Genomic DNA, 19,273 nt, shown 5'->3' with positions numbered 1-19,273 from the left:
ATGATGCACCGCTTGTTCGCCGAGCAGCTCCGCTGCGCCACCGATGCCGCCGGACAGGTCGATCTCGTCAAATTGGGCGAGCTCGTCAGCGCGGCCTATGAGGCTAGCGATCGCGGCCGTCAGAGATTGACGGACGTGCGCGGGCACACCCATGACGAGGTCGAGCAGGATCTGCTGCGGACCCAGGAATTCCTCGACACCATCGTCGAGAACATTCCCATCGCCGTGTTCGCGAAGTGCGCGAAGGATTCGCGCTACATCCTGCTCAACCGCGCCGGCGAAGACTATTACGGCGTGCCGCGTGAGCAGATGCTGGGCAGGACTCCCGAGGAGATCTTCCCGGCCGACGTCGCCCGCATGGTCAACGAGCAGGACCGCCGGGTGGTCGCCAGCGGGATGCCGATGTTCCTGGAGGAGCACCTGCTCGAAGTCGGCGTCAAGGGCCACGACCGCGTCGTCAATTCGCGCAAGATGCTGATCACGGACGGCGCGGGTGAGCCGCAATATCTGGTCGGCGTGATCGAGGACGTCACCGAGCGCGTCAACACGCAGGAACGCATCAGCCATCTCGCACATCACGACGTGCTGACCGATCTGCCCAACCGCAGTGCATTCAATGTCGCGCTGGCGGAGCGGCTGGAACGGGCGCAGGAGGCCTCGACCAGTTTTGCGGTGCTGAGCCTCGATCTCGATCGCTTCAAGGATGTCAACGACGTATTCGGCCACCCCGTCGGCGACATGCTGATGCGGGCGGCGGCGGACCGTCTTGCAGCGGAGGCCGACGGCGCCTTCATCGCCCGCGTCGGCGGCGACGAATTCATGATCCTGATGCCGGACGGTGCCCGCCGTGACGCGGTGCTGGCGCTCGGCGAGCGTCTGGTCGAGGCGATCGGCACCGAGCTCGAGGTCGACGATTATCTCTCCCATGTCGGCCTCAGCGTCGGCATCGCGGTCTACCCCGATGACGGAGTGGACGCGGCGACACTGCTCGCCAACGCCGATTCCGCGCTCTATCGCGCCAAGCGCGAGGGCAGGGGCCGGGTCCGCTTCTTCGAATCCGAGATGGACCAGGAGCTGCGCGACCGCAGGCTGTTGCAGCACGATCTGCGTCAGGCGCTGGAGCAGAACCAGCTCCTCGTCTACTTCCAGCCGCAGGCCCGGATGAATGGCGAGGTCGTCGGCTTCGAGGCGTTGCTGCGCTGGAACCATCCGACGCGCGGCTTCGTGCCGCCGGACCAGTTCATTCCGCTCGCCGAGGAGAACGGGCTGATCATCCAGATCGGCGAATGGGTCCTGCGCGAAGCGTGCCGCGAGGCGGCGTCCTGGCCGCGGCCGCTGCCGGTCGCGGTCAATTTGTCGCCGGTCCAGTTCCAGGCCGGCGACCTCGAGCGCTCGATCCACCAGTGGAGACGGGCCTCGCGCCAGGCCGGCTCGAGGTCGAGATCACCGAGGGCGTGCTGATCGGCGATTTCACGCGCGCGCTGAATCTGCTGCGGCGTTTGAAGGCGCTCGGCATCCGCATCGCCATGGACGATTTCGGCACCGGCTATTCGTCGTTGTCCTATCTCCAGTCGTTTCCGTTCGACAAGATCAAGATCGACCGCAGCTTCATCTCCAATCTCGAGGCGAGTCCGCAATCGGCCGAGATCGTCCGCGCGGTCCTCAGCCTTGCGCGCGCCCTGAACATTCCTGTCGTCGCCGAAGGGGTGGAGACGGAAGCCCAGCGTGCCTTCCTGGCGGGGGAGGCTTGCGACGAGATGCAGGGCTACCTCATCGGCCGGCCCGAACCGATCGAACGGTATCTCGATCTGATCGGCATTACCGTCGAGCGCCGCCGCTACGCCTGAGGCCTTGCGAGTTCCACCCTGGTTCTGCGCTAGGAACCAATCTTCGCTTGCGCATTTCTGAAAAGTTAACTTTGATCCGGCCGGCCGTGCGTGCAGCAAATCTGTTGCACGGCCGCCATCGGCCTGACGCAAATCAGGGCAATAAGCCCAGTGAATGCGAGGGAGGGTCTCATGGAGAACGTACGTCGCTACCGGGCACTGGCGTCCCTCTGTCGTCAGCAGGCGGCCTATCGGCCGCTCCAGAACTGGGAACTCCTCGGCCAGGCCGAGCATTTCGAACATCTCGCCGAGACCGAGCTGAAGGCGCATTTCGACGCCTGCAACGCACAACGCGACGAGGACGCCGCCGCGGCCGCAGCGTGGGAGACTCACGTCGCCGCGTGAAGAGCTTGTTGGCACCGCCTCGTTAGAAGGGGCGGGCAGCAGGCCGAGCGATTCGGGCGTCCGTCGTCGATTTCGGCTGCGCCTTTCTTTGCCAAGATTTAATCGCGTGGACGGGACGTCGTAAGGTGACGATGTCCATGTTGGGTTCAAGGCGACTTACCCAACATGGACATTTCGACATGAACGATCGCGTCAATTCCGACACCCCCCGCACGATCCTGAAGCCGCGCCGGCTCGCGCTGCTCGGCACCGTGGCCGCGCTCGGCGTGGCCGTGCTCGCAGCCTCTCCTGCTTCCTCGCAATTCGGCATCACCTCCTTCGTCGCGCCGGCCCAGGCCGCGGAAGGCGCCGCGACCCCGCAGGGCTTCGGTGATCTCGTTGCCAAGGTCAAACCCGCCGTCATCTCGGTGCGGGTCAAGATCGACCAGGACAACGACAAGAGCGCGATGATGCAGCAGAACCGGATGGATTCGGACGAGGATTCGCCGTTCGACCAGTTCTCGCGGCAGTTCGGTTTCCGCGGCCCCGGCATGAACGGCATGCCGCGCCAGCGCCATCAGGTCATCACCGGCGAAGGCTCCGGCTTCTTCATCTCCGCCGACGGCTATGCCGTGACCAACAACCACGTCGTCGATCATGCCGAGTCCGTGCAGGTGACGATGGATGACGGCACGGTCTACACCGCGAAGGTGGTCGGCACCGATCCGAAGACCGATCTTGCGCTGATCAAGGTCGACGGCAAGAAGGACTTCCCGTTCGTCAAGTTCTCCGACCAGAAGCCGCGTATCGGCGACTGGGTGGTCGCTGTCGGCAATCCCTTCGGCCTCGGCGGCACCGTCACGGCCGGCATCGTCTCGGCCAGCGGCCGCGACATCGGCAACGGACCCTATGACGACTTCATCCAGATCGACGCGCCCATCAACAAGGGCAATTCCGGCGGTCCGGCCTTCGACATGAGCGGCAACGTGATCGGCGTGAACACCGCCATCTTCTCGCCCTCCGGCGGCTCAGTCGGCATCGGCTTCGACATTCCGGCCTCGACCGCGAAGCTCGTCGTCGCGCAGCTCAAGGACAAGGGTGCGGTGACGCGCGGCTGGCTCGGCGTGCAGGTGCAGCCGGTGACCTCGGAGATCGCCGACAGCCTCGGCCTCAAGGAAGCGCGCGGCGCGATCGTCGACAATCCGCAGGACGGCAGCCCGGCGGCGAAGGCCGGCATCGAGGCCGGCGACGTCATCACCGCCGTCAACGGCACCGCGATCAAGGACTCCCGCGATCTCGCCCGCACCATCGCCACGCTGGCGCCCGGCACCTCCGTGAAGCTCGACGTCTTGCACAAGGGCGCAGCCAAGACGGTGACGCTCGCGCTCGGCGAGCTGCCGAACGAGCGGCAGGCCCAAGGCAAGACCGGCGAGGGCAAGGTGCAGCCTGATTCCGGCACGCCGCGCCTCGGGCTGAGCCTGGCTCCGGCCGGCGAGGTGCAGGGCGCCGGCCAGAAAGGCGTCGTCGTCACCGAGGTCGATCCGCAAGGGCCGGCGGCACAGCGCGGCATCCAGACCGGCGACGTCATCCTCAATGTCGGCGGCAAGGCCGTTGCCAATGTCGGCGACGTCCGCTCGGAGCTGGCGCAGGCGAAGTCGTCCGGTAAGCGCAGCGTGCTGTTGCAGGTCAAGAGCGCGGAGGCGACCCGGTTCGTCGCGGTGCCGCTCGCGTAAGGCGAACGTCGACCGGACCAAATCCAAAGGCGGCCCTTGGGGCCGCCTTTTCTGTTCGCCTTGAGAAGTACCCGGGATATCCGATAACATTCTCGTTAACGGCAGGGACGATGACGCGGTTCGTCCGAAAAAGCCGTGTTCGCTGATCACTGTTCCGAGTCGTATATCTGACTGGCGGCAACGGAGCCGCCGAGACGGTTGCAAGCGTGGACCTTCGAACTGCCGCCGCTTTTTGGAACCGGTCGGTGGTTCGCATTTGATCGGTGCCGAACATGGATCGATTGAAGCTCTCGCTGAGGCGTGCGTTGCTTGTGGCGCCATTGGTGCTGTGGAGCGGAAACGCCCTCGGGCGTGATGACGGCCGTTACGCCGACTCCCCGCTCAAGCCATGGTTCGACAGCCTGCGCAGCCATCTTGGCCCGTGCTGTTCGGATGCGGATGGTTTTGCCGTTGCCGATCCCGACTGGGAGTCGCACAACGGGCATTATCGGGTGCGGCTCGACGGGCAATGGGTCGAGGTGCCGGATGAAGCCGTTATTACCGAGCCGAACCGGGCCGGCCGCACCATGGTGTGGCCGGTGAAGACGGCGTTCGGGATTTCGATCCGCTGCTTCATGCCGGGCAGCATGATCTGACACGGACCGGCGCGAGCGCTAGGAGGATTTGCGCTTCGACGACCTCTTGGATGATTTCCTGGATGACTTCTTGGACGTCTTTTTCTTGGACGTCTTGCGCTTCGACGCCTTCTTCGGGACTTTCTTGCCCTTCTTGCGCGCCTTCGACAGTCCGATCGCGATCGCCTGCTTGCGGCTCTTCACGCGTCCGCCACGACCGCCACGTCCGCTCTTCGCGGTGCCCTTCTTGTAGCGCCGCATCTCGCTTTCGACGTCGCTGCCGGAGCTGCGCGAGTAGCGGCGTTTCTTTGCCTTGCGTGCCATGCATTTTCTCCCTTGGCCGGGGAAAAACCATTGGACACAAGCATGGTTCCCTGAGCGTGCGGAGCGTTCCGCCTGCCTAGAAAGAATTCGCGAGCTCGATCTCCGCCTCCAGCGCGCGGATGCGGCGCGCAGCTTCAGCGAAGGACAGATCCCGATCGTATTGTGCCGGCTGGTAGGTCTCCTCGCTGAGCCGCTTCAACCTCAAGCCTTGCGCGCGGGTCATCTGCTCCATGAGAAAAGCCTTGGCGTCGTATTTACCCTGAACCTGCATGTCGCTGCTCCGTCCTGAAATCGTGACTTGACTATATGTTCTTATTTTGTTCTAACAAGCCATGGACAACAGAATTAATGAAATTCGACGTAAAATCAGTGCCTTGAGGCGAGAGATGGCCGATATCGAGGCGTCCGTCCGCGACCTCGTCAATCGCGATCGCGACTGCACCGAAAAGGCCCTGGCGCAGATGGATCTGCGCCGGAGGATCAATCTGCTGATCGGCGAATGGAAAGCCGCCGGCGGTGGCGACGTCCTGCCTGAAGTCCGCGACCGGGTGCGCCTTCGTCCCATGAAGACAGCCGTCAATCCGGTGCGCGCCATCGCGCGCCGCTGATAGTTCCGGAGGCGCGCGGTGGAGGAAGACCCGGACACGTACCGGATTCTAAGACTGCGCGCCGAAATCCTCGAGCTCGGCTCCGCGATCCGGCAATTGCAGCGCGAGGGGCTCGATGATGCTGCGGCCCAGCTCCTGATTGCACGCAAGCGAGCGCAGCTCGAGCAGCTCGTGAAAGCCAACGCTCCGGGGCGCCTTTAACATCCCTGACATCCGACGCAGCTAAAGCGAGCGCGCTACGCGACACGCTGGAGCTCGCCGATGCACGATGCCGAAATGGCCGCTTTGATACAGGCCGTGCTGGACGACGTCTGCGCCGGGCTTCCTCTCTCCGAACTCGCGACGCGCGAGCGTGTCGCCACGCGGCTGCGTGACGCCGCGCAAACAGGACGCCGCTCGATCGAGGATCTAAAGCAGGCTGCGCGAGATGCTCTGGTCCGCGCACCGACGATGTGGCGCTAGCGCTCGGCGTGGTGATTTGACCGCCATCATGCCGCTGCGCGAAGCCGCACACCTCTTGCGCGTCGAGCCGAAGGCGCTGTCCTTCATCAAGGAGATCTTCAACGCCAGGAAGATCGTCGCCGCCGTTTGCCACGCGCTCTGGCTCCTGATCGAGACCGGCATCGCCAAGGGTCGCAAGATGACGTCATACAAGTCGATCAAGACCGACGTCATCAACGCCGGCGCGACATGGCAAGACTCACAAGTCGTCGTCGACCAAGGCGTCATCACCTCGCGCAACCCCGGCGACCTCGACGCCTTCAGCGCCAAGATCATCGAAGAGGTGAAGGAAGGCCGTCACGTCCAGCGCAGCGCTGCGTGACCTTTGCTGCACCGCTTCGACGAAAAGCCCCGCATTGCCGCGGGGCTTTTGTTTGAGATGCGGCCGAAGCTATGTGAGCTTACTTGCTCATGCCGCCCTTGCTGTTCGTCATCGTGCCGCCCTGATCGGAGCCCGGGCCAGAACCGCCCTGGCCGGAGGCGTCGGGGCCTTTCGAGGGCTTGGTGTTCGCGCCGGTAGTCTGCGACGATGACATCGAGGATCCATGCTTGGCCTTGTGCGACTTGGCCTGCGCGGCGAACGGAGCGGCTGCAAGGCCGGTTGCCAGCATCACGGCGAGAGCGAGCTTGGTTGTCTTCATGCGGGGGAACTCCCTGGGTTAAAATGACGCAGGCTGCCAACCGCCGTTGGCCGCAGGAGTTCCCAACAAAGATGTCCCAGGTGTCAGGCAAACTTCAAGATTGCTTGTCCTCCGCGAGGATGAACACGACGCCGGTGAGCGTCGCGCCGATCGCGAAGGTCGTCACGAGCGTGAGGGTGAAGACGAGAACCGCCTGACGTCCGCCGTCATTCACGAGGTTGGCGACGGCTGGATTGGACAGGATGAGCGCAAGGCTGAAGGCGAGGCCGAGGGCTGCGCCCATCATCGCATGCGTCATCAGCTTGATGAGGCCAGTGGGAGAAATCAGATCCGACGACTTTTTCGTGCGCATGGAACCGCGTCCCGAATCCAGCAGACAAATGCGCGACACGTTCTTTGGTTCCCTCCGGATCAAGGAATTTCGTCGCGCGCTTCATCCGACGTTCATGCCGGGCTTGCGAGGATATGGGCCAGCAACACGGGAACATTCGATATGGGTAAGGTAGTTTTTCTTTACCGCTCGCTGGCTTATCGCAATGCCGCTGCGGACATCCTGCGCAAAGCACGCAAGCTGCCGCGCGGCGCGGAGCGAAGCGCGGCCCGCCGCTATGCGAAGGCGCTACGCGATCTCGCCCGAACGGAAGCCTGGCTCGAGGGGCGCGTCGCGCGCGAACCGCGGACGGCGCAGCGCAGGACCAGCGCGGCGTCAGGCTAACCGGATGCGCGCTGCAATTCGACGGAGCTGGGCGCCTCGAACTTGCCGGGTGTCGTCGTTGCTGCTGACTTGCGTGTCAGCGGCACGTCCAGGCGGCACAACAGGCCCTCGGCCCGCCAATCGAATTGCGCCTGTCCGCCGAGCTGGGACTCGACGCTGGCAAGCAGGCTCCGCGTGCCGAAGCCGCGCGATTTCGGCGTCCTGACCAGCGGGCCGCCGGATTCCTCCCAGGTCAGCTTGAGCAGGTCGTCCTCGACCTGCCAGCCGATCATCAGCCGCCCCGACCGCGTCGAGAGCGCGCCATACTTTGCCGAATTGGTGAAAAGCTCGTGCAGCGCCAGCGCCAGCGTCTGGGCGGTGGCCGGCAGCAACTGAACTTCGGGACCTGCGAGCTTGATCTGGCCGCCGAGCGAGTAGGGCGCTAGCTCTTCGTCGATCAGCCTGGAGAGCTCGGCGCCCTGCCAGCTCGACAGCGACAGAATCGTATGCACGCGCGCCAGCGCGTTGATGCGGCCCTCGACGGCGTTGACATAGGCCTTGACCTCGTCGGCGCGGGTCAGACGCACGATCGATTGCGCCAGCGCCAGCGCATTCTTGGCGCGATGATCGACCTCCCGCGCCAGCAGATTCTGCCGCTCCTCGGCCCGCTTGCGTTCGGTGATATCAACCGTGACACCACTCACGCGCACGACACGGCCGCTATTGTCCGCCGTCGCGGCGGCCGTGCCGACGCACCAGCGCACTTCGCCGTCGGGCCGCACGATCCGGAACTCCGTCTCGTAAGCGCGCGTGCCTTTGTTGAATTCGGCGACGGCATTGCGCAGCTGATCGACGTCGTCGGGATGCAACAGGGCCTGAACGTTGGCGGGGTTGACGTCGAAACTCTCGGGGCTCACGCCGAAGATGCGGTACTGGCCCTCGTCCCACATCCAGTCGCCGGTGACCCAGTCCCAGTCCCAGGAGCCCATCTTGCCGGCGGCAATCGCCATGCTGCGCCGCTCTTCGCTCTCGCGCAGCTTCGCGGTGGAGTTCTCCAGTTCCGCGGTACGGGCGCGGACGCGGTCCTCGAGGTCCTGGTTCAGCCGCTCGAGCTCCCGCGTCTTGCGATAGAGCTCAGCAAATACCTTGACCTTCGCGCGCAGCACCTCGGGCACGACAGGCACGGGGACGTAGTCGACCGCGCCCATCTCGTAGCCACGCAGCCGGTCGATGTCGCTGACCTGGATCGCCGAGATGAAGATCATCGCGGTCTTCTGGAAGCGTGGATGCTCGCGGATCATCGCGGCGAGCTCGAAACCGTCGAGCTCGGGCATGCAGACGTCGACCAGGATCACCGCGATCTCGGTCTTGAGCAGCACCTCCAGCGCCTCGCGACCGGACGAAGCGATTACGAGGTTCTCGCCGAGATCCTTCAAGATCACCTCGTAGGCGAGCAGCTTGGCCGGCTGGTCGTCGACGAGGAGGATGTTGACCTTTTCGTGGTCCATTCGCGGATCCAGCTCAACGATGCAGCCACATGCGGATCGCAAGCAGCAATTGATCGGTGTTGACGGGTTTGGCGAGGTAGTCGGACGCGCCGGCTTCCAGGCATTTTTCACGGTCGCCCTTCATCGCCTTGGCGGTCAGCGCGATGATCGGAAGCCGGGCGAAGGCCGGGTTTTCGCGAATGACGCCGATGGTCTGATAGCCATCCATCTGCGGCATCATGATGTCCATCAGCACGATGGCGATTTCCGGGTTGGATTCGACCAGCGTGACCGCCTCGCTGCCGGTCGTCGCCGTCAGCACCTTCATGCCGCGCCGTTCCAGCACGCTCGACAGCGCGAAGATGTTGCGGGCGTCGTCGTCGACCAATAGGGCGGTCTTGCCGATCAAATCCTCGTCGGAACTGTTCAGCTTCTCCAGCATGCGCTGCTTCTCGACCGGCAGTTCCGTGATCACGCGGTGCAGGAACAAAGCGGTCTCGTCGAGCAGGCGCTCCGGCGATTCCACGCCCTTGACCACGATGCTGCGCGCCATGGTGTGAAGTTCCGCGTCTTCCTCCGCGGAGAGCTCGCGGCCGGTGAAGACCACGACCGGAATGTTCGACAGCGCCTCGTCCTTGCGGATCTGGTCGAGCACCTCGAAGCCGCTCATGTCGGGCAGCCTGAGGTCGAGCACGACACAATCACAGGGCGCCTCGCGCAGCGTCGAGAGCGCGCCGGCTCCGGTGTCGGTCGCCACGATCTCGATGTCGTCATGATGCAGCAGCTCGCGGATCGAGAGCTGCTCGGCCTCGTTGTCTTCGACGATCAGCAGCCGCTTACGCCGCGGCCGCGCATATTCCTTGATCTGCGACAGCGCGGCCGCCACGCCTTCCGTCGTGGTCGGCTTGTTGACGAAGGAGAAGGCGCCGCGAGCCAGTGCGTGCTGGCGGTCCTCGTCGAGCGTGATGATCTGAACGGGGATGTGGCGGGTCAGCGGATTGTGCTTGAGCTGGCTCAGCACCGTCCATCCGAGCATGTCGGGCAGGAACACGTCGAGCGAGACGGCCCGTGGCTGATACTGCTTGGCAAGCTCCAGCGCCTCCGCGCCACGCGCGGCGACCAGGACCTTGAAGCCCTTGTCGCGGGCGAGATCGACCAGCACGCGCGCGTAGTGAGGATCGTCCTCGACGATGAGCAGAATGGTGTCGCCGGGTTCGAGGTTGAGACGGTCGTCGGGCAATTGCTCGATGACGCGCTGCTGCTCGGGCGCGGACGGCTGGAGTGCGGGCGGCTGGCTGTAGGCCTGCGGCGCGGACGCGCGCGGCGCCAGCGTCGGGCCGGAATATTTCAGCGGCAGATAGAGCGTGAAGGTCGAGCCCTTGCCCGGCGCGCTGCGCAGATGGATTTCGCCGCCGAGCAGGCTTGCAAGCTCGCGGCTGATGGCTAGACCGAGGCCGGTGCCGCCGTATTTGCGGCTGGTGCCGGCGTCGGCCTGCTGGAACGCCTCGAAGATCAGCTTCTGCTTCTCCAGGGGAATGCCGATGCCGGTATCGGACACTTCGAACGCGATCACGGCCGGCGCGGAGTTCAGCACCGGGTGATCCGTGCCCCAGCCGCCGACTGCGCCGGCGACCGTCAGACGCACCTCGCCTTCGGCGGTGAACTTGAAGGCGTTGGAGAGCAGGTTCTTCAGGACCTGTTGCAGCCGCTTGGAATCGGTGACGATGCTGCGCGCAAGGTTCGGATCGACGTCGATCTTGAACGACAGATTGCGGTTCTCCGCCTCGTGCCGGAACGGCCGGCCGACGGTCTCGAGAAGGTTCGCAGTCAGAATCTCCTCGGCGTCGACCGTCACCGTGCCGGACTCGATCTTGGAGAGATCGAGAATGTCGCTGATGAGATTGAGCAGGTCGGTGCCGGCGCCATGAATGGTGCGGGCGAATTCGACCTGCTTGGGGGTGAGGTTGCCGTCCGGGTTGTCGGTGAGCTGCTGCCCCAGGATCAGGATCGAGTTCAGCGGCGTGCGCAGCTCGTGGCTCATGTTGGCGAGGAATTCGGACTTGTACTTCGAGGTCAGCGCGAGCTCGGTCGCCTTTTCCTCCAGCGCGCGGCGGGCCTGCTCGATCTCCTGGTTCTTGCGCTCGACCTCGACGTTGCGCTCGGCGAGCTGCTGCGCCTTCTGCTCGAGCTGGTCGTTGGTCTGCTGCAATTCACGCTGCTGGGTCTGGAGCTCGCCAGCCAGCTGCTGCGACTGCTTGAGCAGGCCTTCGGTCTGCATCGTCGCTTCGATCGAGTTGAGCACGATGCCGATGGAGTCAGTGAGCTGCTCCAGGAACGTCATCTGTGAGGTCGTGAACGAGACCAGCGAAGCTAGCTCGATGACGGCCTTGACCTGGCCCTCGAACAGCACCGGCAGCACGACGAGGTTCTTCGGTGCGACACGGAACAGCGCGGAGTTGATCGGCACGACGTCGGACGGAATGTCGGCCACCACGCGCGGCCGCTTGTCGAGGCCGCACTGGCCGATCAGGCCTTCGCCGAACTGGAGCACGCGCTGATAGGGATAGACTCCGTCGCTGGCGTAGGAGGCCAGCAGCAGGAGCTGCGGATTGTCCTCGCTCTCGACCTGGTAGATCACGCCGGTATGGGCGTTCACCAGCGGCGACAGCTCGGTGAGCAGAAGCCGGCCGACGGTGGCGAGGTCGCGCTGGCCCTGCAGCATGTTGGTGAATTTGGCGAGGTTGGTCTTCAGCCAGTCCTGCTCGGTGTTCACGTCCGTCGTGAGACGGAGATTCGTGATCATCGTGTTGATGTTGTCTTTCAGCTCGGCCACTTCACCGCGGGCGTCGACCTGGATCGACCGCGTCAGGTCGCCCTTGGTCACGGCGGTCGCCACCTCCGCGATCGCGCGCACCTGCGAGGTGAGGTTGGCCGCCAGAAGGTTGACGTTACCCGTGAGGTCCTTCCAGGTGCCGGCGGCGCCGGGCACGTCGGCCTGACCGCCGAGACGGCCCTCGACGCCGACCTCGCGCGCCACCGACGTCACCTGGTCGGCGAAGGTCGCGAGCGTCTCGGTCATGTTGTTGATGGTGTCGGCGAGCGCTGCGACCTCGCCCTTCGACTTCACGGTGAGGTTCTGCTTGAGATCGCCGTTGGCGACCGCCGTCACCACCTTGACGATGCCGCGGACTTGCTCGGTAAGGTTCGCCGCCATGAAGTTGACGGTGTCGGTGAGATCCTTCCAGGTGCCGGCGACGCCAGGCACCTGGGCCTGTCCGCCGAGCTCGCCTTCGGTGCCGACTTCGCGCGCCACGCGCGTCACTTCGCCGGCGAAGGCATTGAGCTGGTCCACCATGGTGTTGATGGTGTTTTTCAGCTCGAGGATTTCGCCCTTGACGTCCACGGTGATCTTGCGGGACAAGTCGCCGCGCGCCACGGCGGTGGTGACTTCGGCGATGTTGCGGACTTGCGTCGTGAGGTTCGCGGCGAGCAGGTTGACGTTGTCGGTGAGGTCCTTCCAGGTGCCGCCGACGCCGGGCACGACGGCCTGACCGCCGAGCCGGCCTTCGGTGCCGACCTCGCGCGCCACGCGCGTCACTTCGGCGGCGAAGGAGCGCAGCTGCTCGACCATGGTATTCAAGGTGTCCTTGAGCAGCAGGATCTCGCCGCGCACGTCCACCGTGATCTTCTTCGACAGGTCGCCGCCGGCGATCGCGGTCGCGACCTCGGCGATGTTGCGGACCTGGGCCGTCAGGTTCGAGGCCATGAAGTTGACGTTGTCGGTGAGGTCCTTCCAGGTGCCGGCGACGCCGGGCACCTCGGCCTGACCGCCGAGCTTGCCTTCGGTGCCGACCTCGCGCGCGACGCGCGTCACTTCGCCAGCGAAGCCGTTGAGCTGATCCACCATGGTGTTGATGGTGTTCTTGAGCTCGAGGATTTCGCCCTTCACGTCCACGGTGATCTTGCGGGACAAGTCGCCGCGCGCCACGGCGGTGGTGACTTCGGCGATGTTGCGGACCTGGGCGGTGAGGTTGCCCGCCATCGAGTTCACGGAGTCGGTCAGATCCTTCCAGGTGCCGGCGACGCCGGGCACATTGGCTTGGCCGCCGAGACGGCCTTCGGTGCCGACCTCGCGCGCGACGCGCGTCACCTCGCCCGCGAAGCGGTTGAGCTGGTCGACCATCGTATTCAGCGTGTCCTTGAGCTGAAGGATCTCGCCGCGCACGTCCACCGTGATCTTGCGCGACAGGTCGCCGCCGGCGATGGCGGTCGCGACCTCGGCGATGTTACGGACCTGGGCGGTGAGGTTGCCCGCCATCGAGTTGACGTTATCGGTGAGGTCTTTCCAGGTTCCGGCGACGCCGGTTACCTGGGCCTGGCCGCCGAGCTTGCCTTCGGTGCCGACTTCGCGCGCGACGCGCGTGACTTCGCCGGCGAAGGCGTTGAGCTGGTCGACCATGGTGTTGAGCGTCTCCTTCAGCTGAAGGATTTCGCCCGACACGTTCACGGTGATCTTCTTCGAAAGGTCACCCTTGGCGACCGCGGTCGCGACTTCGGCGATGTTGCGGACCTGGCCGGTCAGGTTCGAGGCCATCGAGTTGACGCTGTCCGTCAAGTCCTTCCAGGTTCCGGCGACGCCGCGCACCTGGGCCTGCCCGCCGAGCTTGCCCTCGGTACCGACCTCGCGCGCGACGCGCGTGACTTCGCCGGCAAACGCGTTGAGCTGGTCCACCATGGTGTTGATGGTGTCCTTGAGCTCCAGGATCTCGCCGCGAACGTCCACGGTGATCTTCTTCGACAGGTCGCCGCCGGCGACCGCCGTCGTCACCTCGGCGATGTTGCGGACCTGTGCGGTCAGGTTCGACGCCATCGAGTTGACGCTTTCCGTCAAGTCCTTCCAGGTGCCGGCGACGCCGAGCACGTTGGCCTGGCCGCCGAGCCGGCCTTCGGTGCCGACCTCGCGCGCGACACGCGTCACTTCGCCGGCGAAGGCGTTGAGCTGGTCGACCATGGTGTTGAGCGTTTCCTTCAGCTGAAGGATCTCGCCCGAGACGCTCACCGTGATCTTCTTCGAAAGGTCGCCGCTCGCGATCGCTGTGGCGACGTCGGCGATGTTGCGGACCTGCGCGGTCAGGTTCGACGCCATGAAGTTGACGTTGTCGGTGAGATCCTTCCAGGTGCCGGCCACACCGGGCACCTGGGCCTGGCCGCCGAGCTTGCCTTCGGTGCCGACCTCGCGCGCGACGCGCGTCACCTCCGAGGCAAAGGAGTTGAGCTGGTCCACCATGGTGTTGATGGTGTCCTTCAGCTCCAGGATCTCGCCGCGCACGTCCACCGTGATCTTGCGCGAGAGGTCGCCGCGCGCCACGGCCGTGGTGACGTTGGCGATGTTGCGGACCTGTGCGGTGAGGTTGCCGCACATCGCGTTGACGGAGTCGGTCAGGTCCTTCCAGGTGCCGGCGACGCCAGGCACGATCGCCTGGCCGCCGAGCTTGCCGTCGGTGCCGACCTCGCGCGCGACGCGCGTCACTTCGGAGGCGAAGGAGCGCAGCTGGTCCACCATCGTGTTGATGGCTTCCTTGAGCTGAAGGATCTCGCCGCGCACGTCGACCGTGATCTTCTTCGACAAGTCGCCGTTGGCGACCGCGATAGTCACCTCGGCGATGTTGCGAACCTGGTTGGTCAGGTTGTTCGCCATCGAGTTGACGCTCTCGGTGAGGTCCTTCCAGACGCCGGTCACCTCGGGCACCTGGGCCTGACCGCCGAGCTTGCCCTCGGTGCCGACCTCGCGCGCGACGCGCGTCACCTCGGAGGTGAACACGCCGAGCTGCTTGATCATGGTGTTGACGATGGTTGCCGACTGCAGGAATTCGCCGCGGAGCGGCCGGCCGTCGACGTCGAGCTTGACGGTCTGGAGCAGGTCGCCTTGGGCGACGGCGGCGACCGCGCGGGTCACCTCGCGCGTCGGCCAGAGCAAATCGTCGATCAGCGTGTTGACCGAGCCTTCCATGTCGGCCCAGGAGCCCGAGGCGAGGCCGAATTTCACGCGCTGGCGGGTCTTGCCCTCGCGGCCGACCACTTGGCCGACCAGCTCGAGCTGCTGCGCCATGCGCTGGTTGGCGGCGATGATTTCGTTAAAAGTGTCGGCAATCTTGCCGTCGATGCCGAGATAGTCGCCGCTCATCCGCACGGAGAAATCGCCGCTGCGCATGGCCTGTAAGGCGAGTAGCAGTTCCGCGCGGGAATCCGGCTCTGACATACCGTTGGTTTTTGGTTTTGGGACGCGACGACCGGAGCGTGATGCAGTTCCGGGATCGAGGTCGCTCATACTGATTCCCCCGCAAGCATCGGCCGAATCCTGGCACGACGCGTTTGGTCAAAATAGAGCGTCAGCCAAATTCGAAATCAAGCGCCAAGGTTGCGACGCCGGGAAATGGAACCTGCTTTGCTCAGCCCGGCCGATTTAACCGCGATCCATCGGATTGGTTCCACGCGGCTTCGGAATAAATTGCCATAGGCGGGTGCCCCTCCAACACCGGCAATGCCTCGGAACGGAGCGTCGATCCTGCGGTTAGCCCGACAGAGGGAGAGAGCATATGAGAGCAGGAATTGCCGCGATCATCGTCCTATCGTTCGCCGCCGGATCGGCGTTTGCCCAGGGTACGCCCAGCGGGCGGGGGGCCGAGACCGGCGATCCTGCCGCCAGCTCCGCCACCCCGCATGCGGACACGTCAACCACAGGTCTGTCGACCAGGTCGAACCCGAGCGGCAGCGGCACCTCGACCTCGGGCGGCAAGGATGACAATGGCGATGCGGGCCGGGACAGGATGCCGGACAGCGACCGCACCGTGCGGCCGGAAAGCCAGCAACATCATCCGAACGACAAGTAGGAGCGGCTACTTGTCCGCCATGGTGCGCTCGGCGTCCCTGACCTGCGCGCGCAGCCTCGGGAGCTGCTCGCGCGCGAAGGCGGCTAGTGCCGCATTGTCCGGTCCCTTCAGATAGTGCTCGAGCAGGCTGATGGCGGATTCATACTCGGGAATCTGCGCGGCATAGAAGCTTCTGACGTAAGTCGGACCGTCGGAATTCTCGGGTTCGACGAGACCTGCGCTCACCGACGTCGTCTTGCCGGCGCGCGGCTCCGTACCGATCGCCTCCTGGATCTGCTTCAGCGCCTTGTCGCGCTTGGCCGCCTCTTCGGCGCGCAAGGCGGCGAGGTTCTTGACCTCCGCGTTGCCCTTCAGATCGGTACTCTCCAGAAGGCCCTGCTGGAAACGGCTGAAGCTGTAGAGGCCGCTGATGACATCGGTCGCGGTCGGCGTGCGGTCGCCGGCGGTTCGCTCACCCGTATTGTCGGCGAGCGCCGCGGTGCTGATGAAGGTCAGGACAATCGCGACAAGAATCCTCATGCAGCTCCAATAACTGGTGGCGTGCGAAGTTCCCTGGACGTTACGATCGAGTAAGGGCCGGTTGCGACCCGGGAGTTCCATCCCCAGATCTTGGTGATGAAACAGTCCGACATTTTCAGGGATAACGCCGACAACTGTCTTCAGCTCGCCGAGCGGGCGGGAGGACTACCTGCCCACAAGCGCTACTCGCGCATGGCGGACGCCTGGACGGCGCTCGCCAACGAGCAGGATTGGCTTGATGGCGAAATCCCGCCCGTTACGATCCGGACCCCTCAAACGCGGAGTGCGTAAGCAACTCTCGCTTCGTAAACCCGCGTGTGAGACCGCTCACGGAATGCAAGCGACCAATTTGGGATCATTGAGCAACAGTCGATCGCGCTGATTTTTCCGATTCCGGAAGGAGGTTTTGCGATGGCTCCACGTCTGGCTCTGCTTTCACTCATTCTCGCCTTCGGCGTCTCGGTCGCGTTCGCGGCCGTGACGACCGTCCGGCAGGTGCATCTGGAGAAGGCATCGGTCGCGGTCCACGCCGCGCACAGTTAGTGTCACGCCGGAACATTCGGCGCCGCGGTGCGTAAGCGCTTCGAGACATCGGAGAAGCGAGAGGACATCATGGCGCATTCTGACCACGGCATCGTCAGGGACAAGCGCGCTGAAGAGCAGCCCCGCGACAAGCAGCGCGCACAGACCGTGCACAAGACGGATCCCCAAACAACGAACCCGAAGGGCTCGCCGTCGCGTGAAGCGACGCGCGATCCCAAGCTCAACGACAACAGCAAGACACCGGGCTCGGGCATGACGCCGGATGATTCCGGCTCCGCACCGAGCGGCTAGGCATGATCGGCAAAAGTGTGAAGCGGTTTTCCGAAGAGATCATGCTCCCAGAATAGCGCGAGGAACGAATCCCAGCGCGAAGAGTCGACGGAGTGCTTTCGGCTGTCATGCCCCCGGTGCGCCGGAAGCAATCTCCAAGGACGGCCCTGGCACCCCCGTGCCGGGGCCGTTTTGCTTGTGAGCTCCGGTAAGGCCGGTCAATCCTCGGCGTCGTGCTCGCCGTTGGTCTGCGTGTGCCCCTCCGGCCCGCGGCCGAACACTCCGTAATCGCTGGACTTGATGCCGGCGCGGGCATCGACGCCCGCAGCCGCGAGCCCAAGCTTGAGCAGTTCGCGGACGGCCGCCGCGCGCGTCGGCATTCGATGCTTGAACCGGAAATCGTCGAGAGCGGACAGCTCCTCCGGCGAGAGCATTACCTGAAGTCGCTCGGCGCGAAGATCATTCATAGCAAACCACACCAAATGAGCAGTTTGAGTAGTTTACTCAACAAACCAACTTGGCAAGAGTTCCGCAGGTGGCGATAAAGACTCCAAATGAGTAAAAAAATAAAAGCAAAATCAATAAGATAGGTTATTGCATCTCGCTCGGAGAAGGCGCATCTTCGGCCAAAGGGCAGAAACGGGAGAGATGTGATGACGGACGAAGTCCGACTGCCCCGCAAGCTTTCCGAAGAGGCCGATGCCTTCAAGCCGGTGCGACCAAGCCACCAGAAGATCATCGAGCAAGTGGAGCGCTGGGCCAACAGCCCCGGTCTTCAGCCGCCGACATCGCAGCCGTCGCGGGCGAAAGCGGGTTAAGCCTTCACGAGGAAAGGCCGTGGCTCTTTGCCGGATGCGCTGATCGCCGAGGGTGGCGGGAGACGATGCGAAGCTTGCGCCTGAGCCACCAGGCCGCCACGGAAACAATAGCCCAAACCGTCAGCGCGGCGATGAAAGCCGCCGCAGCGCTTGACCCGACCGCGAGATGGAACACCAGGGCGAATGCCGCAAGGCCGATACTGCCCAGCGCCGCACCTGCCGCATCGAGCGCCGCCGCCTTCTGTCCGCGCCGCCCCCCGCTCAGCCCGGCCTTCTCCTTGGCCTGACGCTCGTGGCTTTCGATCAGGGTCGCGCTGGCACAGAAGATGGCGGGAAGCGCGAGGAAGAGCCCGCCGACGGAGACACCGAAACGCGAGCCGATGAATCCCGCAAGCACCGTCGCAAGGCCGCCGAGCAGGAAGCGAACGGCGTATTCATACCAACGCGCCTGTTTCAGCGCCGATGACGACAGCTTGACCAGCATCAGGCCGCACCTCCGAAGCCCGCGAGCAGGCCGAAGGCGACCACGAGCCATACCGCGAAGGCGGCAATGGTGGCCGGCAGCGCGGCGAGACGAAGCCTCATCAGCAAATGGCAGACCGCGAGACTGTAGCAGGCAAGGGCAGTCGCACCGTAGATCATCGTCCAGCTCTCGGCCGCAGCATATTGCGGGCCATGCTGGACCATGGCGATGCCAAGGGTCGCCAGCGCGACCGAGGGTGCTGCGCCGAGAAGCCCGGCAAAGCTTTTCGGCCGCAGCATGTCGCCGCAGATCGCGAACACGGAGACGATCAGACCGCCGGCGATGAAACGCAGGAGATATTCCGTCATGGTCGGACTCGTGAACCTGAAGGCCGCGGCTGCCGTGACTTTCCAAGTGTGAACGGCCTGAGCAGTCGCTCGACGAGGACGCCGAGCGTGAAACCTGCCACCACGTCGCTGGTCCAATGCGCAAGCAGTGCCACGCGCGTCAACGACAGCGCCACCGCGAGTGCGCGCGCCACCTGGCGTCGCGCCGGCGGCAACAGGCCGGCGGCGGAGGCGAGTGCGCCCATATGCACGGCGTGACCTGAGGGAAATGCGTCCCGGGATCGTCCGGAGAAGGGAATGCCGCGCCAATGGCCGCGCACCGTCAGCCGGTCCGGCCTTGTCTGATTGAACACCGACTTCAGGACGTGCGGCAGCGCGGTTGCCGCCAGCGACACTATCAGCACGTGATCGGCAAGTTGGCGCGTCTGCGGCTGCCGCAGCCTTGTGTAGAGCCATCCTGCCGCGGCGAGCGCGAGCAGCACGTGCTCGTCGGCTCCCCACGTCAATGTCTCGGCGGTGTGCTCAAGCCCTGGGTTGGTGTGGTCCGCGATCTCGTTCGCGATCGCCGTATCGATCCGGGTGGGTTTGACTGTTACGAGCGCCATCGGTCC

The 19,273-nt window shown here is 64.6% G+C and carries 23 protein-coding genes and 2 pseudogenes; 14 read left to right on the top strand and 11 right to left on the bottom strand.

What is annotated here, in order from left to right:
- From AAFG16_RS36410 to AAFG16_RS36395, 4 genes and pseudogenes are all read left to right on the top strand, one after another.
- Positions 1–1,847: pseudogene (locus AAFG16_RS36410) on the top strand (EAL domain-containing protein).
- A 171-nt stretch (positions 1,848–2,018) separates the two neighbouring features.
- Complete coding sequence (locus AAFG16_RS36405; RefSeq protein WP_283081216.1) at positions 2,019–2,231, top strand: hypothetical protein; 213 nt, start codon at positions 2,019–2,021, stop codon at positions 2,229–2,231.
- Positions 2,232–2,410: 179 nt separating this feature from the next.
- Positions 2,411–3,943 (top strand): Do family serine endopeptidase, encoded by a 1,533-nt coding sequence (locus AAFG16_RS36400; protein ID WP_342733087.1) that lies wholly within the window; start codon positions 2,411–2,413, stop codon positions 3,941–3,943.
- A 272-nt stretch (positions 3,944–4,215) separates the two neighbouring features.
- Positions 4,216–4,578, top strand: coding sequence for a hypothetical protein (locus AAFG16_RS36395; RefSeq protein WP_027558239.1), 363 nt, complete (start codon positions 4,216–4,218; stop codon positions 4,576–4,578).
- Between the two features lie 18 nt (positions 4,579–4,596).
- Here the strand turns inward: AAFG16_RS36395 and AAFG16_RS36390 are convergent, their stop codons facing one another.
- Positions 4,597–4,881, bottom strand: a complete 285-nt coding sequence (locus tag AAFG16_RS36390) for a DUF6496 domain-containing protein (RefSeq protein WP_283081214.1) — start codon at positions 4,879–4,881, stop codon at positions 4,597–4,599.
- 76 nt (positions 4,882–4,957) lie between these two features.
- Positions 4,958–5,152: a DUF3072 domain-containing protein gene (locus tag AAFG16_RS36385; protein WP_342733084.1), complete on the bottom strand. Its 195-nt coding sequence runs from the start codon at positions 5,150–5,152 to the stop codon at positions 4,958–4,960.
- Between the two features lie 115 nt (positions 5,153–5,267).
- Between AAFG16_RS36385 and AAFG16_RS36380 the strand changes: the two genes are divergently transcribed.
- The 4 genes and pseudogenes from AAFG16_RS36380 to AAFG16_RS36365 all read left to right on the top strand — a co-directional run.
- The gene (locus AAFG16_RS36380; RefSeq protein ID WP_342733082.1) at positions 5,268–5,489 is read left to right on the top strand and encodes a hypothetical protein; all 222 of its coding nucleotides are present in this window, start codon (positions 5,268–5,270) and stop codon (positions 5,487–5,489) included.
- 18 nt (positions 5,490–5,507) lie between these two features.
- Entirely contained in the window at positions 5,508–5,690 is a 183-nt protein-coding gene (locus tag AAFG16_RS36375) for a hypothetical protein (RefSeq protein WP_342733080.1), read from the top strand.
- Between the two features lie 60 nt (positions 5,691–5,750).
- Positions 5,751–5,951, top strand: coding sequence for a hypothetical protein (locus AAFG16_RS36370; protein WP_342733078.1), 201 nt, complete (start codon positions 5,751–5,753; stop codon positions 5,949–5,951).
- Positions 5,952–6,003: 52 nt separating this feature from the next.
- A pseudogene (locus tag AAFG16_RS36365) lies at positions 6,004–6,312 on the top strand (DJ-1/PfpI family protein); the annotation flags it as partial.
- Positions 6,313–6,391: 79 nt separating this feature from the next.
- Here the strand turns inward: AAFG16_RS36365 and AAFG16_RS36360 are convergent.
- Positions 6,392–6,631, bottom strand: a complete 240-nt coding sequence (locus AAFG16_RS36360; RefSeq protein ID WP_283081210.1) for a hypothetical protein — start codon at positions 6,629–6,631, stop codon at positions 6,392–6,394.
- A gap of 94 nt (positions 6,632–6,725) precedes the next feature.
- Positions 6,726–6,983, bottom strand: coding sequence for a hypothetical protein (locus AAFG16_RS36355; protein WP_283081209.1), 258 nt, complete (start codon positions 6,981–6,983; stop codon positions 6,726–6,728).
- Between the two features lie 141 nt (positions 6,984–7,124).
- On the opposite strand from AAFG16_RS36355, the gene AAFG16_RS36350 reads away from it, so the two are divergent.
- Positions 7,125–7,346, top strand: coding sequence for a hypothetical protein (locus tag AAFG16_RS36350; RefSeq protein WP_283081208.1), 222 nt, complete (start codon positions 7,125–7,127; stop codon positions 7,344–7,346).
- On the opposite strand, the gene AAFG16_RS36345 is transcribed toward AAFG16_RS36350, so the two are convergent.
- Together AAFG16_RS36345 and AAFG16_RS36340 are read right to left on the bottom strand one after the other, a co-directional pair.
- Complete coding sequence (locus AAFG16_RS36345; protein ID WP_342733075.1) at positions 7,343–8,833, bottom strand: HWE histidine kinase domain-containing protein; 1,491 nt, start codon at positions 8,831–8,833, stop codon at positions 7,343–7,345. The genes AAFG16_RS36350 and AAFG16_RS36345 overlap by 4 nt on opposite strands.
- Positions 8,834–8,846: 13 nt before the next feature.
- Complete coding sequence (locus AAFG16_RS36340; RefSeq protein WP_342733073.1) at positions 8,847–15,140, bottom strand: HAMP domain-containing protein; 6,294 nt, start codon at positions 15,138–15,140, stop codon at positions 8,847–8,849.
- Between the two features lie 268 nt (positions 15,141–15,408).
- On the opposite strand from AAFG16_RS36340, the gene AAFG16_RS36335 reads away from it, so the two are divergent.
- Positions 15,409–15,702, top strand: coding sequence for a hypothetical protein (locus AAFG16_RS36335; protein WP_283081205.1), 294 nt, complete (start codon positions 15,409–15,411; stop codon positions 15,700–15,702).
- A 6-nt stretch (positions 15,703–15,708) separates the two neighbouring features.
- Here the strand turns inward: AAFG16_RS36335 and AAFG16_RS36330 are convergent, their stop codons facing one another.
- Positions 15,709–16,221, bottom strand: coding sequence for a DUF4142 domain-containing protein (locus AAFG16_RS36330; RefSeq protein ID WP_342733071.1), 513 nt, complete (start codon positions 16,219–16,221; stop codon positions 15,709–15,711).
- Between the two features lie 96 nt (positions 16,222–16,317).
- On the opposite strand from AAFG16_RS36330, the gene AAFG16_RS36325 reads away from it, so the two are divergent.
- The 3 genes from AAFG16_RS36325 (at position 16,318) to AAFG16_RS36315 (ending at position 17,055) form a co-directional block, all read left to right on the top strand.
- Positions 16,318–16,512 carry a hypothetical protein gene (locus AAFG16_RS36325; RefSeq protein ID WP_342733069.1) on the top strand — a complete coding sequence of 65 codons (195 nt, stop codon included), beginning with the start codon at positions 16,318–16,320 and terminating at the stop codon, positions 16,510–16,512.
- 120 nt (positions 16,513–16,632) lie between these two features.
- Positions 16,633–16,764 (top strand): hypothetical protein, encoded by a 132-nt coding sequence (locus AAFG16_RS36320; RefSeq protein ID WP_283081202.1) that lies wholly within the window; start codon positions 16,633–16,635, stop codon positions 16,762–16,764.
- 69 nt (positions 16,765–16,833) lie between these two features.
- Positions 16,834–17,055, top strand: a complete 222-nt coding sequence (locus AAFG16_RS36315) for a hypothetical protein (protein WP_283081201.1) — start codon at positions 16,834–16,836, stop codon at positions 17,053–17,055.
- Positions 17,056–17,252: 197 nt separating this feature from the next.
- Here the strand turns inward: AAFG16_RS36315 and AAFG16_RS36310 are convergent, their stop codons facing one another.
- On the bottom strand, positions 17,253–17,501 hold the full coding sequence (locus tag AAFG16_RS36310) for a hypothetical protein (RefSeq protein ID WP_283081200.1): 249 nt from the start codon (positions 17,499–17,501) through the stop codon (positions 17,253–17,255).
- Between the two features lie 186 nt (positions 17,502–17,687).
- On the opposite strand from AAFG16_RS36310, the gene AAFG16_RS36305 reads away from it, so the two are divergent.
- A complete protein-coding gene (locus tag AAFG16_RS36305; RefSeq protein WP_342733066.1) occupies positions 17,688–17,852 on the top strand; it encodes a hypothetical protein in 165 nt (54 codons plus the stop codon).
- Between the two features lie 4 nt (positions 17,853–17,856).
- Here the strand turns inward: AAFG16_RS36305 and AAFG16_RS36300 are convergent, their stop codons facing one another.
- The 3 genes from AAFG16_RS36300 to AAFG16_RS36290 are packed head-to-tail and all read right to left on the bottom strand — an operon-like array spanning position 17,857 to position 19,267.
- Positions 17,857–18,336, bottom strand: a complete 480-nt coding sequence (locus tag AAFG16_RS36300; protein ID WP_283081198.1) for a DUF3147 family protein — start codon at positions 18,334–18,336, stop codon at positions 17,857–17,859.
- A complete protein-coding gene (locus AAFG16_RS36295; protein WP_342733063.1) occupies positions 18,336–18,683 on the bottom strand; it encodes a DUF3147 family protein in 348 nt (115 codons plus the stop codon). The genes AAFG16_RS36300 and AAFG16_RS36295 overlap by 1 nt, the downstream gene beginning before the upstream one ends.
- Positions 18,680–19,267 carry a phosphatase PAP2 family protein gene (locus AAFG16_RS36290; protein WP_342733061.1) on the bottom strand — a complete coding sequence of 196 codons (588 nt, stop codon included), beginning with the start codon at positions 19,265–19,267 and terminating at the stop codon, positions 18,680–18,682. The genes AAFG16_RS36295 and AAFG16_RS36290 overlap by 4 nt, the downstream gene beginning before the upstream one ends.
- Between the last annotated feature and the right edge of the window lie 6 nt (positions 19,268–19,273).

The organism is Bradyrhizobium sp. B117, from assembly GCF_038969555.1.
In the GTDB taxonomy this organism is placed as follows: Bacteria; Pseudomonadota; Alphaproteobacteria; order Rhizobiales; family Xanthobacteraceae; genus Bradyrhizobium.
The sequence above is the reverse complement of the archived record's forward strand: the minus strand, read 5'-3'. Positions and strand labels throughout refer to the sequence as shown.

Bases quoted from the DNA above. Each gene is read 5' to 3' on its own strand.
- AAFG16_RS36405 (WP_283081216.1), top strand. From the start codon at position 2,019: ATGGAGAACGTACGTCGCTACCGGGCACTGGCGTCCCTCTGTCGTCAG.
- AAFG16_RS36400 (WP_342733087.1), top strand. From the start codon at position 2,411: ATGAACGATCGCGTCAATTCCGACACCCCCCGCACGATCCTGAAGCCG.
- AAFG16_RS36395 (WP_027558239.1), top strand. From the start codon at position 4,216: ATGGATCGATTGAAGCTCTCGCTGAGGCGTGCGTTGCTTGTGGCGCCA.
- AAFG16_RS36390 (WP_283081214.1), bottom strand. From the start codon at position 4,881: ATGGCACGCAAGGCAAAGAAACGCCGCTACTCGCGCAGCTCCGGCAGC.
- AAFG16_RS36385 (WP_342733084.1), bottom strand. From the start codon at position 5,152: ATGCAGGTTCAGGGTAAATACGACGCCAAGGCTTTTCTCATGGAGCAG.
- AAFG16_RS36380 (WP_342733082.1), top strand. From the start codon at position 5,268: ATGGCCGATATCGAGGCGTCCGTCCGCGACCTCGTCAATCGCGATCGC.
- AAFG16_RS36370 (WP_342733078.1), top strand. From the start codon at position 5,751: ATGCACGATGCCGAAATGGCCGCTTTGATACAGGCCGTGCTGGACGAC.
- AAFG16_RS36360 (WP_283081210.1), bottom strand. From the start codon at position 6,631: ATGAAGACAACCAAGCTCGCTCTCGCCGTGATGCTGGCAACCGGCCTT.
- AAFG16_RS36355 (WP_283081209.1), bottom strand. From the start codon at position 6,983: ATGCGCACGAAAAAGTCGTCGGATCTGATTTCTCCCACTGGCCTCATC.
- AAFG16_RS36350 (WP_283081208.1), top strand. From the start codon at position 7,125: ATGGGTAAGGTAGTTTTTCTTTACCGCTCGCTGGCTTATCGCAATGCC.
- AAFG16_RS36345 (WP_342733075.1), bottom strand. From the start codon at position 8,833: ATGGACCACGAAAAGGTCAACATCCTCCTCGTCGACGACCAGCCGGCC.
- AAFG16_RS36340 (WP_342733073.1), bottom strand. From the start codon at position 15,140: ATGAGCGACCTCGATCCCGGAACTGCATCACGCTCCGGTCGTCGCGTC.
- AAFG16_RS36335 (WP_283081205.1), top strand. From the start codon at position 15,409: ATGAGAGCAGGAATTGCCGCGATCATCGTCCTATCGTTCGCCGCCGGA.
- AAFG16_RS36330 (WP_342733071.1), bottom strand. From the start codon at position 16,221: ATGAGGATTCTTGTCGCGATTGTCCTGACCTTCATCAGCACCGCGGCG.
- AAFG16_RS36325 (WP_342733069.1), top strand. From the start codon at position 16,318: ATGAAACAGTCCGACATTTTCAGGGATAACGCCGACAACTGTCTTCAG.
- AAFG16_RS36320 (WP_283081202.1), top strand. From the start codon at position 16,633: ATGGCTCCACGTCTGGCTCTGCTTTCACTCATTCTCGCCTTCGGCGTC.
- AAFG16_RS36315 (WP_283081201.1), top strand. From the start codon at position 16,834: ATGGCGCATTCTGACCACGGCATCGTCAGGGACAAGCGCGCTGAAGAG.
- AAFG16_RS36310 (WP_283081200.1), bottom strand. From the start codon at position 17,501: ATGAATGATCTTCGCGCCGAGCGACTTCAGGTAATGCTCTCGCCGGAG.
- AAFG16_RS36305 (WP_342733066.1), top strand. From the start codon at position 17,688: ATGACGGACGAAGTCCGACTGCCCCGCAAGCTTTCCGAAGAGGCCGAT.
- AAFG16_RS36300 (WP_283081198.1), bottom strand. From the start codon at position 18,336: ATGCTGGTCAAGCTGTCGTCATCGGCGCTGAAACAGGCGCGTTGGTAT.
- AAFG16_RS36295 (WP_342733063.1), bottom strand. From the start codon at position 18,683: ATGACGGAATATCTCCTGCGTTTCATCGCCGGCGGTCTGATCGTCTCC.
- AAFG16_RS36290 (WP_342733061.1), bottom strand. From the start codon at position 19,267: ATGGCGCTCGTAACAGTCAAACCCACCCGGATCGATACGGCGATCGCG.